Origin of the sequence: Amycolatopsis sp. NPDC101161 (assembly GCF_044768185.1) — a bacterium.
Classification (GTDB): Bacteria; Actinomycetota; Actinomycetes; order Mycobacteriales; family Pseudonocardiaceae; genus Amycolatopsis.
In genome coordinates this window covers 1,919,844-1,935,186 of record NZ_JBIWPI010000001.1, presented here as the reverse complement: position 1 = coordinate 1,935,186, position 15,343 = coordinate 1,919,844, and the positions used below count along the sequence as shown (strand labels likewise).

Here is a 15,343-nt window from a genome sequence, read left to right as displayed (position 1 = left end):
GACTCCGACTTCGTCGTCGAAAGTGTTAGCGTTAACATTCCGGGCTACGGGTGAATTGTTGACCTCCGGAGATTCCCGCGTCAACCGGCGGATGGTGGAAAGTCGCTCAGCGGGCGGTCTTCAGGCCGATGACGACCAGGCCGAGCATGCGCACGGTCCGCACGCTAGCCCCAGGTCAGGAAGCGGTAGTGCAGCCCGGTCGACGACTCCCGCCACTCCCCCGTGGCGTCCGGCGCCCGGCCGACGTCCGGCGCCCGCGTGTCGCCCTCGAACGTCTCCCGGATCTCCGTGACGACGATCCGGTCCGCGAAGGGCAGCGCCGCCGTGTACACCGCCGCGCCGCCGATCACCCAGCCGTCGCCCGACACCGCGTCCACCGCGGGAGCCAGGTCCGGGAACGTCTCGACGCCCTCCTGCGGGGTGGCCGACAGCACCAGGTTGCGCCGGCCCGGCAGCGGCCGGAACCGCGGCGGCAGAGACTCCCACGTGCGGCGTCCCATGAGGACGGTCGCGCCGGCCGTCAGCGTGCGGAAGTGCTTCAGGTCCTCCGGCAGGTGCCACGGCAGGGTGCCGTCGCGGCCGATGACGCCGTTCGCCGACTGCGCCCAGACCAGCCCGATCACACCGCCACCGGCGCTTTGATGCCCGGGTGCGGGTCGTAGCCGTCGAGCGCGATGTCGTCATACGTGTACTCGAAGAGGCTGCCCGCCTCCTTCAAGCTCAGCGTCGGGAACGGCCGCGCGTCGCGGGCGAGCTGCTTGCGCACCTGCTCTTCGTGGTTGTCGTAGATGTGGCAGTCGCCGCCGGTCCAGATGAAGTCGCCGGGGCGCAGGCCCACCTGGTCGGCGATCATGTGCGTCAGCAGCGCGTAGCTGGCGATGTTGAACGGCACGCCGAGGAACAGGTCCGCGCTGCGCTGGTACAGCTGGCAGGAGAGCTCGCCGTCGGCGACGTAGAACTGGAAGAACGCGTGGCACGGCGGCAGCGCCATCTGCGGGATCTCGCCGACGTTCCACGCCGACACGATGATCCGCCGCGAGTCCGGGTTCTCGCGCAGGGTGCGCAGCACCTCGGCGATCTGGTCGACGTGGCCGCCGTCCGGGGTCGGCCACGACCGCCACTGGACGCCGTAGACGGGGCCGAGGTCGCCGTCCGGCGCGGCCCACTCGTCCCAGATCGTGACGCCGTTGTCCTGCAGCCACCGGACGTTGCGCTCGCCGCGCAGGAACCACAGCAGCTCGTACGCGACCGACCGGAAGTGGACCTTCTTCGTCGTGATCAGCGGGAAGCCGTCGGCGAGGCGGTAGCGCAGCTGGTGCCCGAAGATCGACCGCGTGCCGGTGCCGGTGCGGTCCGCCTTGCGGGCGCCGGTGTCGAGAACGTGGCGGAGCAGGTCTTCGTACTGCGTGTCGGGCATGCCCGCGAGCCTAGACGAGCCGCTCCAGATAGGCCCGCAGCATCGCCTTCAGCTGGTCGAGCAGCGCGGCGGCGCCGTCGGGGTCGGCGCGGAACGCCTCCTGGATGACCGCGTCGGCGGCCAGGAACGCGGTGCGGCACGCCGTCGCGGCCGCTTCGTCGTCCCGGAGCCGGCCCTGCGCGACGAGCACGCGGTGCACCCCGGCGGCCATCACGCGCTTGTGGGCGACGTCCGCCTCCCGCGCCGCCTCGGTGAGCCCGCGGCCCAGCCAGAGGGCGCGGAACCCGGGTTCGGCGCGGTAGAGCGCGGCAAAGGCGTCGACCAGCAGGCCGACCGGGTCTTCCCAGGTCTCCCGCGCGGCCTGGTCGGTGAAGGCAGTCATGAGGTCTTCGAGGCGGGCGAGGTAGCCGTCGGCCAGGGCTTCGGTGATGGCGTCGCGGTCGGGGAGGTACTGGTAGAGCGTCCCGACGGAGACGCCGGCCGCGGCGGCGACCCGGGTGGTCGTCAGCGCCTCGACGCCCTCTTCGGCGAGCAGCCGGTCCGCGGCCTCCAGCACCCGGGCGAGCTTCTCGCGGGCCCGGGCTTGGCGCGGTACTCGCCGCGGCATGCGCTCTCCAAACCTGAACGTGACTTTGTTTCGGGTTTATCCTAGCCTCGGACCATGGCAGCAGGAAGTTCGGTGCTCGACGACGCCCGGCGGGCGGTGGCCCGGGCGAGCAACGGCCTCGCCGCGGAGGGCCTGCTGGTCGGCACCGCGGGCAACGTCAGCGTCCGGACCGGCGACCACGTGGCGGTGACCGCGACCGGCGTCGTGCTGGGCACGGCCGGGCCGGCGGACGTCACGGTCGTCGACCTCGACGGCAGGGTCGTCGACGGCGAACTGGCGCCGACGTCGGAGATGGAGCTGCACCTGGGGATCTACCGGCGCTTCGGCGCGGGCGCGGTGGTGCACACCCACTCCCCGCACGCGACCGCGGTGTCCCTGGTGCTCGACGAGCTGCCCTGCGTGCACTACCAGCAGCTCGCGCTGGGCGGGTCCGTCCGGGTCGCGCCGTTCGCGGTGTTCGGGTCGGCGGAGCTGGCCGCGGGCACCCTCGCGGCGCTCGAGGGGAAGGCGGCGGCGCTGCTGGCCAACCACGGCGCGATCGTCCACGGCCCGACCCTGGAGGCGGCGATGGACCACGCGCTGCTGCTGGAGTGGGCGTGCGGTCTGTACGTCCGGGCGGCGACGCTCGGCGTGCCGCGAGCGCTGGACGACGTGCAGCAGGAAGCCGTCGTGACCGCGGCGGTCCGGCGCGGCTACGGCCGTCCGCGGCGGCTGGAGGACGAGTGACGCAGACCGTCGTGACGCTGGGGGCGCACGTGTTCGACGTGCAGGTCCGGCCGGTGTCGGCGATCCCGGAGGGCCAGGGCGCGGCGCTGGTGGAGCAGATCCGCTTCGGCCCGGCGGGGACGGCGGCGGGCACGGCGGTGACGTTGGCGAAGCTCGGCGCCGAAGTGCGTTCCGCGGGCGCGGTGGGCGACGACCCGATCGGCGACCTGCTGCTGGCGATGCTCGCGAAGTACGGCGTCGACACGTCGCTGGTGCTGCGGCGTTCCGGGGTGCAGACGTCGGCGTCGGTGCTCCCGATCCGGCCCGACGGCACCCGGCCCGCGTTCCACGTGCCGGGTGCGAACCTGGGTTACGAGCCGTCGGAGTTCCCGGCCGCGTCGCTGGCCGGCCTGACCCACCTGCACCTGGGCGGACCGGAGCTGATGGGCGGCGCCGCGGCGGCGTCCCTGCTGGGCCCGGCTCGGTCCGCCGGCGTGGTGACGTCCGCCGACCTGCTGGCACCCGGCGATCCGGGGGTGCTCGCCTGGATCGACCCGGCGTTGTCCTTTGTGGACTACCTGCTGCCGAACGAGGAGCAGGTGCTCGGGTTGACGGGCGCGGTCTCCCTGGAAGCCGGCGCCCACGCCCTGTTGGAACGCGGGGTCGGGTGCGTCGCGGTCACGCGCGGTGCGCGGGGAGCACTGGTGGTGACCCCTCGGGACACGATCGCGGTGCCGGCGTTCGCGGTCCCGGTGATCGACACGACCGGCTGCGGCGACGCGTTCTCGGCCGGGTTCCTCCGCGGCGTGGGCCTGGGCCGGTCCCTGCGCGAGGCGGCGGTACTGGGCTGCGCGGCGGCGGGCCTGGTCGCGCAGGGGCTGGGCAGCGACCACGGCGAGTTCGACCTGGCGGCGGCCGACACCTTCGCGGCGCGGACACCGGTGCTCCCGATCGACTGAGTGACGTACGGCTTCGCGGCTGAACCTCGGCGCGGCACTGCAGCGACAGCGGTCGGGCCCCGATGAGCTCGGGCGCTTTGGACACCGCGGACGAACTGTCCCTGCAGCGCTCCGGTTGGCCAGGACACAGGCCGGAAACCCTGCCCGAGGGTCACGGCGTCGGCCGCCAGCGCACGAAGCCCTCCCGCTTGCTCCGCCGTTCGAACCCGACTCGACGCGACGGGCACGACCGAAGCCTTCGGAGCTCGTCGCCCTCGAAGCGCGCACGCAGACCACCCAGCTGCAGGTCCATACTGCTTCGCCACCTGGCGCGTCGCGGTCGGGCCACGGCGACCCGCAGAGCCTGCAGCCACCGTGATCTGCAGATTTCCTGCATCGCCACCCCTTGACTTGACGATATCCTGCATTCAGGATGCCTCCTGTGCAGAACGAAGCCAAGACCTCGGAGCTGGACCGCCGCATCGTGGCGGCGCTACAGCTCAACGGCCGGGCGTCCTGGGGTGCTGTCGCCCGGCACGTCGGGGCCAGTGAGTCCACCGTGCTGCGGCGGGCCGAAAAGCTCACCGAGAGCGGGCGCCTGCGGGTCATCGGCGTCGTCGATGTCCTGCGCTGCGGTCTCGGCGTGCCCGTCATCGCCCGGCTGAAGTGCCGGCCCGGCGCCGCCGGCACCGTTGCCGAGGCCCTCGCCGCCCGGCCCGATGTGCGGTACGCCAGCGTGCTCGCCGGGAGCGCCGACTGCTCTGCCGAGTTCGTCCTCCCCTCCTACGCCGACATCGCCGGCCTGCAGGAGAACGGCTTCCCCGCCGCCGAAGCCATCCGGGACGCCGAGACCTTCGCCGTTATGCGGACCTTCACGTCCAACCACGACTGGGACTCCGGCGAGCTGACCCCCGAGGCCGCGAAGGACCTGCGCGGCGGGGACGTCCGGCCGTTCGAAGAACAGCACTGGGAACGCCCGCCCGAGCAGCTCGACGAGCTCGACCTCGCCCTCTGCGCCGCCCTCGGCGAAGACGGCCGGCTGCCGTTCAAGGAAGTGTCCAAACTGGTCGGCACCAGCGAGTCCACTGTGGCCCGCCGCGTCGACTCGCTGGTGCGGCGCGGCTGCCTGCGGTTCCGGACGCTCGCCGAGCCCGCCATGTTCGGCTACGCCCTGGAGTTCATGCTCTGGCTCTCGATCGTCCCCGGCGAGCTCGACCGCGCCGGGCAGCAGCTCGCCGCCCACCCCGGCACGAAGTACCTCTCCGCCACCACCGGGCGGTTCAACCTCGTCGGCCAGATCGTGCTGCGCCACTACGCCGAGCTCTACCGCCACACCACCGACGTCGTCGGCGCGCTGCCCGGGCTCCGGGAGGCCGACGTGACCCTGCAGGTTTCGACGCTCAAGCGCGCGTGGGCCCCGACCCCCGCCGCCAGCTTGGAGGACGCATGACCGACCGACCGTGGCAGTGGGACGAACAGACGTGGCGCGGGCACGTCGACCACGTCCGCGCCGGGCGCCCGCTGCGCCCGGCGTCGTGGCCCGGCGGCGCGAAGGTCGCCGTCGCCCTGTCCTTCGACTCCGACCACGAGACGCCCTCCCTGCGCGACGGCGACGTCCTGCCCGGCAAGATGGCGCAGGGCGAGTACGGCGCCCGCGTCGGCGTGCCGCGCATCCTCAAGCTGCTGCGCAAGTACAACGCCCCCGCGTCGTTCTTCATGCCCGCCGTGTCGGCGCTGCTGCACGAGGGCGAAGTTAAGTCCTATGTGGACGCGGGACACGAAGTGGCGCTGCACGGCTGGATCCACGAACGCAACACCGCGCTCACCGAAGCCGAGGAGCGCGACCTCGCCTTCCGCGCCGCCGACGTCCTGGAGGGCCTGGCGGGCACGCGGCCGGTCGGGATCCGGACGCCGTCCTGGGACTTCTCCGCCCACACCCTCGCGATCACGCGCGAGCTGGGCCTGGCGTACGACTCGTCGCTGATGGCCGACGACGACTGCTACGAACTCCTCGAGCACGGCGAGCCGACCGGGATCGTCGAGCTGCCGGTGGAGTGGATCCGCGACGACGCGCCGTACTTCATGATGGACCGGTTCGCCTCGCTGCGGCCGTACACCCCGCCGCGCGGCGTGCTCTCGATCTGGCGCGACGAGTTCGACGCCGCGTATGCCGACGGCGGCCTCTTCCAGCTCACCATGCACCCGCACATCATCGGTCACCGCTCGCGCCTCGCGATCCTGGCGGAGCTCCTCGACCACATCGCCGGCCACGACGGCGTCTGGTTCGCCACGCACGCGCAGATCGTCGACCACGTCCGCCAGGAGCAGCCATGACCACTGTGGACACCGTCGTCAGCCACCGCTTGACGGCTCACCAGCGCAAGGCGATCGTCGCCGGCGCCGTCGGCAACACCGTCGAATGGGTCGACTGGGCCGTCTACGCGACCTTCGCCCCGGTCTTCGCCGGCCAGTTCTTCGCCGGCGGCAACGAAACCACGGCACTGCTGTCCACTTTGGCCGTGTTCGCCGTCGGGTTCGTGATGCGGCCCATCGGCGGCGCGGTGCTCGGCGCCTACGCCGACCGCCGGGGCCGCAAGAAGGGCCTGACGCTCACCATCTCGCTCATGGCCGGCGCGTCGATCCTCATCGCGCTGACCCCGACGTACGCGCAGATCGGCGTGCTCGCCCCGATCGTGCTGCTGCTGGCCCGGCTCGTGCAGGGCTTCTCCGCGGGCGGCGAGTTCGGTTCGTCGTCGGCGTTCCTCATCGAGTCGGCCGCACCTGGCCGCCGCGCGTTCGCCGGTTCGTGGCAGCAGGTCTCGGTCGGCCTGGGATCCCTGCTGGCCGCGCTGATGGGCACCATCCTCAACTCGACGCTGTCCGACGCCGACCTGCGCGGCTGGGGCTGGCGGCTCGCGTTCGGCCTCGCCGGCCTGCTCGGTCTCGTCGGCCTCTGGCTGCGGGTGTCGGTGCACGAGACCGAGGCGTTCCGCAGGATCAGCGCGAAGCCGCGGCGCAACCCGCTGGTGGCGATGCTGCGCGACCACCCGAAGGCCGCGCTGCGCGTCGCCGGCGTGACGATCGCCGGGACGCTGATCTACTACGTGTGGGTGTCCTACATGCCGGCCTACGCCCACCTGGCCACCGGCATCCCGCTCAAGACCGCGCTGCTGGCCAACACCTTGGCCATGGTCGTGTTCATCGCGCTGCTGCCCTTCGGCGGCCTGCTGTCGGACCGGATCGGGCGGAAGGCGACGATGACGGCGTTCGCCGGCGGGTTCGTGGTGTTCGCGTGGCCCGCGTTCCACTTCCTCGGCAACAGCTTCTGGAGCGTCTTCGCCATCGAGCTGATCGGCCTGGTCCTGATCGTCGGGTACTCGGCGAACTGCGCGGTGATCATGGCCGAGCAGTTCCCGCCGGAGGTCCGCACCACCGGCATCGGCCTGCCGTACGCGCTCGCCGTGGCGCTCTTCGGCGGGACCGCGCCGTACGTCACGACGTGGCTCAACGCCAACCACCTCGGGAACCTGGTGTGGGTCTACGTCGCCGTCGCCGCGCTCATCGGCGTCGCGGTCTACCTCACCATGCCGGAGACCAAGGGGAAGGAGCTGTAGTGCGGACCGTGCTCGTCACCGGGGCCGGCGGCGGCATCGGCGCCGCGATCGCGGCCCGGTTCGCCGAAGCCGGCGACCGCCTGGTCCTGGCCGACCTCCGCGCGGCGGAACTGTCCACAGTGGCCGCGGGGCTGCCGGCCGAGGTCGTCGAACTGCCCGGCGATCTCGCCGACGCCGGTTACGCCGAGGGGCTCGTCGAGCGGGCCGGCGCGGTGGACGTCCTCGTCAACGCCGCCGGGATCTACCCCGCCACTCCCCTGCTGGCGCTGACGGCGGCGGTCTGGGACCGCGTCCAAGACGTCAACGTGCGCGCCGCCTTGCTCACGACTGTCGCGTTCGGACGCGCCCACGTCGAAGCCGGAACCACCGGCGCCGTCGTCAACATCTCCTCCGGCGCGGCCACCCGGGCGCGTCCCGGCGCCGCGCACTACGCGACGTCGAAGGCCGCCCTGGAGATGGTCACCAAGGCCTGCGCGGTCGAGCTGGGCCCGCACGGCATCCGCGTGAACGCGGTGAGCCCGGGCTTCGTCACCGTCGACAGCGACGCCAACCCGGTCACCGAGGCCTACGCGGCCGCGGTGTCGGTCAACCCCCTCGGACGGCGCGGCGAGCCGCGCGAGATCGCCGACGCCGTGTACTGGCTCGCCGGCCCGGAAGCCGCCTGGATCACCGGCGCCGTCCTGCGCGTCGACGGCGGTTCGACGGCGGGGGCGGCCGGCCTGCCGCTGCACTGGGACGGGGAAACGTCCGTCCAGCAAGGAAAGGAAGCGCATGTCTGACCGGCGCTCGTACACCGTGGTCGGCGGCGGCGCGATCGGCGGGACGCTCGCGTTCCACCTCGCCCGCGCCGGCCACCCGGTGTCCATTGTGGACACCGACCCGGCCCACGTGGCCGCGATCGCGGACCGCGGCCTCACCCTGCGCGGCCCTGACGGCGACGAAACCGTGGAGCTGCCGGCTTTCCTGCCGGAGGACGCCCCGCCGACGCTCGGCCGCGTACTGCTGGCCGTCAAGGCCCAGGCGACCGAGACCGTGCTGCCTTGGTTGACGCCGCGGCTGGCTGAAGACGGTTTCGTCCTGTCCCTGCAGAACGGGCTCAACGAAGGACTGATCGCCGCGCACGTCGGTCCGGAACGGACAGTCGGCGCGTTCGTGAACCTCTTCGCCGACGTCGTCGAGCCCGGCGTCGTGCGGGACGGCGGGCTCGGCGCGCTGGTCGTCGGCGAGCCGGACGGCCGGATCAGCGACCGCGTCGAGGAGGTTGTCGCCGACCTGCAGGCTTGGGGCCCGGCGAAGGCGACCGCCAACGTCGAGGGCTACCTGTGGGCGAAGCTCGGCTTCGGCGCGATGCTCACGACGACGGCGCTGGCCGACGCGCCGATGGCCGACCTCATCGACCGGCACCGCCCCCTCATGCACGCCCTCGCCGCCGAGGTCCTCGAAGCGGCGGGCGACCGCGTCCTGGAGCCGTTCGACCAGTTCGACCCGGCCGCGTACCTGCCCGGCGCGTCCGGCCGCGACGCGGCGACCGACCGGCTGGTCGCGTGGCTGCGAACCCAGCCGAAGGACCGCAGCGGCATCTGGCGCGACATCGCCGTCCGGCACCGCCCGATCGAAGTGCACCACCACTACGCGCCGGTGCTCGCCGCGGCGGAGGTCCCGCTGCTGCGGGCGATGCTGAGGCGGCTGCGTGACGTCGAAACCGGCGCCGCGCCGATGTCCGAAGACCACCTCGCCGAACTGGAGCGAACGCTGTGATCCGCGAACTGCACGAATGGGTGCGCGCGTACCGCGACGACCTCCTCGCCGACGTCGCCGCCTACGTCGGCATCGAGACGCCCAGCGACGACAAGGGCGCCCTGACCACGGGACTGTCCTGGGTGGACAGCTGGCTGCGCGAACGCCTCGGCGAACCCGGCCAGGTCCGGGAAGTCGACGGCGGCCGGTACGGCGACATCAAGGTCTACGACTTCCCCGGCACCGGCGAGCCGGTGCTCCTGCTCTGCCACTACGACACGGTGTGGCCACTGGGGACACTCGCGAACTGGCCGTTCACCGTGGACGGCGACCGCGCGACCGGCCCCGGCATCTTCGACATGAAGTCCGGCCTGGTGCACGCGGTGTGGGCGCTGCGCGCGCTCGACGCGGCCGGCCTGCCGCGCCCGGCCGTGCGGCTGGTCCTCAACGGCGACGAGGAGATCGGCAGCCCGGCGTCCCGCCCGGTGATCGAAGAGGCCGCCGCGGGCACCCGCGCGACGCTGGTGTTCGAGGCGAGCGCCGACGGCGCGGTGAAGACCGCGCGCAAGGGCGTCGGCCTCTTCCACGTGCACGCGAAGGGCGTCGAGGCGCACGCCGGGCTCGACCCGGCCAAGGGCGCGAGCGCGGTCGACGAGCTGGCCCGCGCGGTGCTCGCGCTGCACGGACTGTCCGATGTGGACGCCGGAACGACGGTGAACGTCGGCGTGATCAGCGGCGGCACCCGGCAGAACGTGATCGCGGGCGCGGCGTCCGGCGAGGTCGACGTCCGCGTGTCCAGCGCGGCCGAGGCGGCGCGCATCGACGCGGGTCTCGCGGCGCTGAAGGCGCACGACCCGCGCGCGACGGTCGAGGTGACCGGCGGCTGGAACCGGCCGGTGATGGAGCGGTCGGACGCCATCGCGCGGCTCTACGAACTGGCTCGCGAGCAGGCCGCGGAACTGGGCGTCACGCTGCGGGAGTGTTCGGTCGGCGGAGCGAGCGACGGCAACTTCGTGGCGGCGCTGGGCCACCCCGTCCTGGACGGCTTCGGCGCGGTCGGCGACGGCGCGCACGCCCGGCACGAGCACATCAGCGTCGAAGGGATGCTGGAGCGGACGGCCTTGGCGGCCGCCGTCCTGCACCAGCTCGCCGGTTGACCGCTTGCGGTTTACAACCGGTCTTCGACGGGTAATACTGCTCTCGTAACGCAACCAGTTCCGAGGTGAGAGCAGTGCGCGAAGCCCGGTCGAAGTGTCCGATCAACCTGTCGCTGGAGATCTTCGGCGACCGGTGGACGCTGCTCGTCCTGCGTGACGTCGTCTTCGGCGGCGCGCGGCACTTCCGCGAGCTGCTCGGCGGCGAGGAACGGATCTCGTCGAACGTGCTGGCCGACCGGCTCGCCGTGCTCGTCGAGCACGGGCTGCTCACCCGGTCCGGCGACCCGTCGCACAAGCAGAAGGTCACCTACAGCCTGACCGAACGCGCGATCGACCTGGTCCCGGTGCTCGCCCAGCTCAGCTCGTGGGGCGTCCGGCACCTGCCGGTGGCCGACGCGTACGCGGCGCGCGCCCGGGTGCTCACCGACGGCGGTCCGCCGCTGTGGGAAGCCTTCATGGACGAACTGCGCGAAACCCACCTCGGCACCCGCCGCGGACCGGCGCCCGGCGGCCCGACCGTCGCCGCGCGCCTGGACGCCGCCTACGCCGCCGCCGGCGGCCGACGAACGGAGTGACCATGGAAACCCGGCTCGACGAACGGTTCAGCGACCCCGGCACCGAAGCCACCGGCTGGGCCGAAACCGCGCACGCGCTCGAGAACGCCCAGATCAGCTGGCTCACCACGGTGCGCGCCGACGGACGGCCGCACGTCACGCCGCTGGTCGCGATCTGGCTCGACGACGTCCTGCACTTCGCGACCGGCGAGACCGAGCAGAAGTACCTCAACCTGGCCGCGAACCCGAACGTCGTGCTCACCACCGGGCGCGACTCCTGGGACGACGCCCTCGACGTGATGGTCGAAGGCGTCGCCCGGCGCGTCACCGACCGGGCGCGGCTGGAGCGGCTCGCCGAGGCGTGGCTGGCCAAGTGGGACGGCAGCTGGGTCTACGAGGCCACCGACAACGGGTTCCGGCAGGGCGGCCACGACGACGTGGCCGTGTTCGCGGTCGAACCGGCGAAGGTGCTCGCCTTCGGCCGCCGCCGCTCGACGACGGACGCCTCGATGCTGTCCACAGTGGAATTCACCCACACCAGCCACTCACCGTCGCGCGGCTGACCGCCCGAACACACGTCCCCGGCGCCGGCCGCCGGTCCGCAGCCGCCCGGCGACTGCGTCCTCGAGCAGGGCGCCGACCGTTTCGCGGGCGCACGCCTTGTTCGCGCCGATGCCCCCCGACGGGCCGCGCTTGATCCACCCGGCCACGTAGGTCCCGGGCTCGACCCGCCCGGCGTCGTTCGGCACGGTCCCGGTGCCCTCGTCGAAGGGCAGGCCCGGCACCGGGACACCCCGGAACCCGGCCGCCCGCACCACGCGGCCGGCGGTGATCTCGACGTCGCCGGTCACGCGGACCCCGCGGACCTCCGTGTCGCCGGTGAACTCCAGCGGGGCCGAGTGGAAGCGCAGGACGACCCGGCGCGCGCCGTCCGGGGGCGGCGACGACCAGTCCACCGCCTCGCGCGGAATCCCTTGCAGCAGCGCGGCCTTGTCCCCGGGCGCGGCCACGTCGATGGCTTCGGCGACGCGCGGGTCGTGCGCGTCCACCACGAGGTCGCCGCGGGCGGCCAGTGCCAGCAGCTCCGAGCGCGTGTACGCGGCGTCGGAAGGCCCGCGCCGGGCCAGCAGCACGACCTCGCGCACCTTGCTCGAGCGCAGCCGGGCCAGCGCGGCCGGCGCCAGGGACGTGCCGGCCAGCGACTCCGGGTCGGCGGTCAGGATCCGGGCGATGTCGAGGGCGACGTTGCCGGTGCCGACCACGACCACCCGCTCGGCCGAGAGGTCGACGGCGTCCGGCGCGACGTCCGGGTGGCCGTTGTACCAGCCGACCACCGTCGCGGCGGGCAGGCTGCCGGGCAGGTCTTCGCCGGGGACGCCGAGGCGGCGGGCCTCCGTCGCGCCGACCGCGTAGATCACCGCGTCGTGCCGCTCGGCCAGCTCGGGACCGGCCTCGGTACCCAGGCGCAGCCGCAGCCGCGGGTGGTCGTGGAACCGCGCGAAGGTCTCGCCGATCTTCTTCGTCGACGGGTGGTCCGGCGCGACGCCGTAGCGGATCAGGCCGCCGGGCGTCGCCAGCCGGTCGATCAGCGTGACGCGGGAGTTGGTGTGCAGCAACAGGTCTTCGACGGCGTACATGCCCGCCGGGCCGGTGCCGACGACGGCGACGTCCAGCGGCGCGAAGTCGCTCGGCAGGACGCGGCCGAACTCCGGCGGCGACCAGCGGTGGAAGTTCGGCGCGACGGTCGCCGCGGCGAGGACGTCCCGGCCCGCGAAGAACTCCGCGTTGATCTCCTCGTAGACCTTCAGCGGCCCGGTGAGGTCACCGGCCGGGAAGATGGCGTCGACCGGGCAGGCGTCGGCGCAGGCACCGCAGTCGATGCAGGTCGCCGGGTCGACGTAGAGCATGTCGGTCGTCCCGAAGTCCGGCTCGTCCGGCGTCGGGTGGATGCAGTTGACCGGGCAGACCGACACGCAGGACGCGTCCGCGCAGCAGGTCTGGGTGATCGCGAACGCCATGTCAGATCAGGTTGGCGCGCTTGTAGAACCACAGCGACGGCTTGGTGAGCAGCCCGGCGGAGTGCAGGAACTCCATCAGCCCGGAGCAGCTCGACCGCAGCATCGACTTGTGGTGCTCGTTGGCTTTCGCCTCGCGCCGCGCGCGCTTGCCGTCGAGCCCGGCGTTCTCGTACACCTTGGCGTTCCACATGCTGCCGACGATGACGTAGGACGCGATCGCGACGACCAGCGCGTTGACCTGGCGCCGCACCCAGCCGGCGCCCTCGAGCCGCTGGCGGGTCTCCTCGCGCGCGAACTTCATGTGGCGCGACTCTTCGACGACGTGGATGTTGTTGATCGTGCGCACGAACGGGACGACGCGCTCATCGCGCATCCAGTCGCGCTGCATGACGTCGAGGACCTCTTCGGCCACGAGGATCGCCGCGTAGGCCGCCTCGCCGGTCGCGGTCGCCTTGAAGATCCGGCCGGCCTCGACGACGAACCGGCGCGGCCGGTAGGCGGGCGCACGCAGCTTGGCGGCGCCGCGGGCGAACATGATCGAGTGCCGGCATTCGTCGGCGATCTCGGTCAGCGCCCACTGGAACGCGGGGTCGGTCGGGTCCTTGGCGTAGAAGTCCCGCAGGATCATCTGCTGCAGGATCATCTCGAACCAGATCCCGGTGCTGGCCACCGACGCCGCCTCCTGGCGGGTCAGCTCGCGCTGCTGCTCCGGGGTCATATCGGCCCAGTAGGACGTGCCGTAGAGCGTGCTCCACTCGGGGCTCGCGCCGTGGAAGCCCGTGTCCAGCGGCGTCTCCCAGTCGACCTCCTTGACGGGGTCGTAGGACAGCTGCTCCGACGAGTCCAGCAGCCGGCGCGCGGTCGTCTCGCGGTCCGAAGCCGCTGCAGTCTCCGCTTCGCGTTCGCTGATGCTGGTCATCGCCGACCTCCTCGTCAGGTGTTACCCGAATTCACTGTTACCAACCGTAACACATATCCATCCGGTGCACACCCGTCGGCTCAACGGCCGCGGAACTCGCTCGGCGGGACGCCGAGCAGGCCGTGGAACATCGTCGTGAACGCCCCGGGGCCCGCGTAGCCGAGCGCGGCCGCGACCTCCGCCACCGGGGTGCCCGCGGCCAGCAGCGGCAACGCGTGCAGCACGCAGGCCCGGCGCCGCCACGGCGCGAGCGCGAGGCCGGTCTCGGCGCGGAACCGCCGGTGCAGCGTCCGCTCGGCGACGTGCAGCCGCGCGGCCCACGCCGCCGGCCGGACGTCGATCCGCGGCGCTGCCAGGAAGTCCTGGCACAGCCGCCGCAGCGCCGGGTCGGCGGGCAGCGGCAGGTCGAGCGGCAGCGGCGCGGCCCGGCGCAGCTCGTGCAGCGCCAGCTGCAGCACCGCGGCGTCCCGCCCGCGCGCGGCGTACCGCGGTTCGACGTCGACGGCTTCGCGCAGCAGCTCACGCAGCAGCGGCGAGACGTCGACAACCTGGCAGCGGGCCGGGAACCACGGGACGGCCCGCGGTTCGACGTAGAGGCTGCGCGTGCTCACGCCGTCCATCCGCACCGCGTGCGCCACCCCCGCCGGGATCAGCACGGCCCGCTGCGGCGGGACGGTCCACGCCCCGTCCGCCGTGTCGACCCGCATGGACCCGGTGACGCCGTAGAGCACCTGGGCCCGCCGGTGGCGGTGCTCGGCGAGGACGTGGCCGGGCGGGTAGTCGGTGCCGATGGCCACGACGTCGCGGTCGAGGTCGTCGACGGTGTCGATCGGGACGTTGCGCACTCCCCGAGCCTAGTGGCCGGAACTCGGAAGGATCTGGCCGATCGGCGAATGCCCGCCACGGCCGCGCGCCGTAGCGTCGAGCCACGTGCCCACCACCTTGACCGTCCTTTTCGGACTCGGGATCCTGTCCGGCGTGACGACCGCGCTCTTCGGCTTCGGGGGCGGATTCGTGACCGTGCCGGTGATCTACGCGGTGACGGGGGCGATGCACGTGGCGGTCGGGACGTCCGCCGCGGTGATGCTGGTCAACGCGCTCGGCGCGACGGTCACCGTGGTCCGGGCAGGCCGGCTGCGCCGCCGGTACGTCTGGCCGCTGGGCGGCTTCGTCGCGCTCGGCGCGGGCCTCGGCGCGCTGGCCGCCACCCGGGTCGCCGACGGCCTGCTGCACGCGCTGTTCGCGGCCTACCTCGGCCTGACCATCGTGGACAGCGTGCTGCGGCGGGGTTTCCTCGCCGGCGGGGCACCGCGTCCGCTCGGCCGCGGCACGGCGTCCGCGGGCGGGGCCGGGATCGGTGCGGTCGCGGCGTTCCTCGGGGTCGGCGGCAGCGTGCTGACCGTGCCGCTGCTGCGCCGCCACGGCCTGCCGATGAGCGAGGCGACCGCGCTGGCCAACCCGCTCAGCCTGCCGGTCGCCGCCGTGGCCACGGCCGTCTACCTGCTCGCCCCCGGCCCGTCGGCCGTCGACACGGTCGCCGCGGGCTTGCTGCTCGCCGGATCCCTGCCCACGATCGCCGTCCTGCGGCGGTGGGCACCGGTCATCCCGGACCGCGCGCACGCCGTCGCCTACCTGGTGCTGCTCGGGGCGGCACTGGTGGCCGTCCTGACGTGAACC

At 73.0% G+C, this 15,343-nt stretch carries 17 protein-coding genes; 11 read left to right on the top strand and 6 right to left on the bottom strand.

What is annotated here, in order from left to right; translation table 11 throughout:
- Positions 1 to 164 precede the first annotated feature (164 nt).
- The 3 genes from ACIRSS_RS09465 to ACIRSS_RS09455 are packed head-to-tail and all read right to left on the bottom strand — an operon-like array spanning position 165 to position 2,024.
- Positions 165 to 623 carry a dihydrofolate reductase gene (locus tag ACIRSS_RS09465; protein ID WP_400892623.1) on the bottom strand — a complete coding sequence of 153 codons (459 nt, stop codon included), beginning with the start codon at positions 621 to 623 and terminating at the stop codon, positions 165 to 167.
- Positions 620 to 1,417: a thymidylate synthase gene (locus tag ACIRSS_RS09460; protein ID WP_400892620.1), complete on the bottom strand. Its 798-nt coding sequence runs from the start codon at positions 1,415 to 1,417 to the stop codon at positions 620 to 622. Before ACIRSS_RS09460 ends, ACIRSS_RS09465 begins: the two co-directional genes overlap by 4 nt.
- Before the next feature lie 10 nt (positions 1,418 to 1,427).
- Complete coding sequence (locus ACIRSS_RS09455) at positions 1,428 to 2,024, bottom strand: TetR/AcrR family transcriptional regulator (protein ID WP_400892618.1); 597 nt, start codon at positions 2,022 to 2,024, stop codon at positions 1,428 to 1,430.
- A gap of 54 nt (positions 2,025 to 2,078) precedes the next feature.
- Here ACIRSS_RS09455 and ACIRSS_RS09450 point away from each other — a divergent pair, with 54 nt between their 5' ends.
- The 10 genes from ACIRSS_RS09450 (at position 2,079) to ACIRSS_RS09405 (ending at position 11,292) form a co-directional block, all read left to right on the top strand.
- Complete coding sequence (locus ACIRSS_RS09450) at positions 2,079 to 2,750, top strand: class II aldolase/adducin family protein (protein WP_400892615.1); 672 nt, start codon at positions 2,079 to 2,081, stop codon at positions 2,748 to 2,750.
- Entirely contained in the window at positions 2,747 to 3,688 is a 942-nt protein-coding gene (locus ACIRSS_RS09445) for a carbohydrate kinase family protein (protein ID WP_400892612.1), read from the top strand. Before ACIRSS_RS09450 ends, ACIRSS_RS09445 begins: the two co-directional genes overlap by 4 nt.
- 412 nt (positions 3,689 to 4,100) lie before the next feature.
- Positions 4,101 to 5,117 (top strand): Lrp/AsnC family transcriptional regulator, encoded by a 1,017-nt coding sequence (locus tag ACIRSS_RS09440; protein ID WP_400892609.1) that lies wholly within the window; start codon positions 4,101 to 4,103, stop codon positions 5,115 to 5,117.
- Positions 5,114 to 6,001, top strand: coding sequence for a polysaccharide deacetylase (locus ACIRSS_RS09435; RefSeq protein WP_400892607.1), 888 nt, complete (start codon positions 5,114 to 5,116; stop codon positions 5,999 to 6,001). The genes ACIRSS_RS09440 and ACIRSS_RS09435 overlap by 4 nt, the downstream gene beginning before the upstream one ends.
- Positions 5,998 to 7,281 (top strand): MFS transporter, encoded by a 1,284-nt coding sequence (locus ACIRSS_RS09430; protein ID WP_400892605.1) that lies wholly within the window; start codon positions 5,998 to 6,000, stop codon positions 7,279 to 7,281. Before ACIRSS_RS09435 ends, ACIRSS_RS09430 begins: the two co-directional genes overlap by 4 nt.
- Positions 7,281 to 8,060 (top strand): SDR family NAD(P)-dependent oxidoreductase, encoded by a 780-nt coding sequence (locus tag ACIRSS_RS09425; protein WP_400892602.1) that lies wholly within the window; start codon positions 7,281 to 7,283, stop codon positions 8,058 to 8,060. The genes ACIRSS_RS09430 and ACIRSS_RS09425 overlap by 1 nt, the downstream gene beginning before the upstream one ends.
- Positions 8,053 to 9,039 (top strand): ketopantoate reductase family protein, encoded by a 987-nt coding sequence (locus ACIRSS_RS09420; RefSeq protein ID WP_400892599.1) that lies wholly within the window; start codon positions 8,053 to 8,055, stop codon positions 9,037 to 9,039. The genes ACIRSS_RS09425 and ACIRSS_RS09420 overlap by 8 nt, the downstream gene beginning before the upstream one ends.
- Entirely contained in the window at positions 9,036 to 10,175 is a 1,140-nt protein-coding gene (locus ACIRSS_RS09415; RefSeq protein ID WP_400892597.1) for a M20 family metallopeptidase, read from the top strand. Before ACIRSS_RS09420 ends, ACIRSS_RS09415 begins: the two co-directional genes overlap by 4 nt.
- A 74-nt stretch (positions 10,176 to 10,249) precedes the next feature.
- On the top strand, positions 10,250 to 10,750 hold the full coding sequence (locus ACIRSS_RS09410) for a winged helix-turn-helix transcriptional regulator (RefSeq protein WP_400892594.1): 501 nt from the start codon (positions 10,250 to 10,252) through the stop codon (positions 10,748 to 10,750).
- A 2-nt stretch (positions 10,751 to 10,752) separates the two neighbouring features.
- Positions 10,753 to 11,292 (top strand): pyridoxamine 5'-phosphate oxidase family protein, encoded by a 540-nt coding sequence (locus ACIRSS_RS09405; protein WP_400892592.1) that lies wholly within the window; start codon positions 10,753 to 10,755, stop codon positions 11,290 to 11,292.
- On the opposite strand, the gene ACIRSS_RS09400 is transcribed toward ACIRSS_RS09405, so the two are convergent.
- From ACIRSS_RS09400 to ACIRSS_RS09390, 3 genes are all read right to left on the bottom strand, one after another.
- A complete protein-coding gene (locus ACIRSS_RS09400; RefSeq protein ID WP_400892590.1) occupies positions 11,275 to 12,747 on the bottom strand; it encodes an FAD-dependent oxidoreductase in 1,473 nt (490 codons plus the stop codon). The genes ACIRSS_RS09405 and ACIRSS_RS09400 overlap by 18 nt on opposite strands.
- Position 12,748: 1 nt before the next feature.
- A complete protein-coding gene (locus ACIRSS_RS09395; protein WP_400892588.1) occupies positions 12,749 to 13,666 on the bottom strand; it encodes a diiron oxygenase in 918 nt (305 codons plus the stop codon).
- 80 nt (positions 13,667 to 13,746) lie between these two features.
- A complete protein-coding gene (locus tag ACIRSS_RS09390; protein ID WP_400892586.1) occupies positions 13,747 to 14,511 on the bottom strand; it encodes an AraC family transcriptional regulator in 765 nt (254 codons plus the stop codon).
- An 85-nt stretch (positions 14,512 to 14,596) separates the two neighbouring features.
- On the opposite strand from ACIRSS_RS09390, the gene ACIRSS_RS09385 reads away from it, so the two are divergent.
- Positions 14,597 to 15,340, top strand: a complete 744-nt coding sequence (locus ACIRSS_RS09385; RefSeq protein ID WP_400892584.1) for a sulfite exporter TauE/SafE family protein — start codon at positions 14,597 to 14,599, stop codon at positions 15,338 to 15,340.
- The last annotated feature ends 3 nt before the right edge of the window (positions 15,341 to 15,343 follow it).

What these genes read in the sequence shown, in the direction of transcription:
- ACIRSS_RS09460 (WP_400892620.1), bottom strand. Translation starts at nt 1,417, where the DNA reads ATGCCCGACACGCAGTACGAAGACCTGCTCCGCCACGTTCTCGACACC.
- ACIRSS_RS09455 (WP_400892618.1), bottom strand. Translation starts at nt 2,024, where the DNA reads ATGCCGCGGCGAGTACCGCGCCAAGCCCGGGCCCGCGAGAAGCTCGCC.
- ACIRSS_RS09450 (WP_400892615.1), top strand. Translation starts at nt 2,079, where the DNA reads ATGGCAGCAGGAAGTTCGGTGCTCGACGACGCCCGGCGGGCGGTGGCC.
- ACIRSS_RS09440 (WP_400892609.1), top strand. Translation starts at nt 4,101, where the DNA reads ATGCCTCCTGTGCAGAACGAAGCCAAGACCTCGGAGCTGGACCGCCGC.
- ACIRSS_RS09435 (WP_400892607.1), top strand. Translation starts at nt 5,114, where the DNA reads ATGACCGACCGACCGTGGCAGTGGGACGAACAGACGTGGCGCGGGCAC.
- ACIRSS_RS09430 (WP_400892605.1), top strand. Translation starts at nt 5,998, where the DNA reads ATGACCACTGTGGACACCGTCGTCAGCCACCGCTTGACGGCTCACCAG.
- ACIRSS_RS09420 (WP_400892599.1), top strand. Translation starts at nt 8,053, where the DNA reads ATGTCTGACCGGCGCTCGTACACCGTGGTCGGCGGCGGCGCGATCGGC.
- ACIRSS_RS09405 (WP_400892592.1), top strand. Translation starts at nt 10,753, where the DNA reads ATGGAAACCCGGCTCGACGAACGGTTCAGCGACCCCGGCACCGAAGCC.
- ACIRSS_RS09400 (WP_400892590.1), bottom strand. Translation starts at nt 12,747, where the DNA reads ATGGCGTTCGCGATCACCCAGACCTGCTGCGCGGACGCGTCCTGCGTG.
- ACIRSS_RS09395 (WP_400892588.1), bottom strand. Translation starts at nt 13,666, where the DNA reads ATGACCAGCATCAGCGAACGCGAAGCGGAGACTGCAGCGGCTTCGGAC.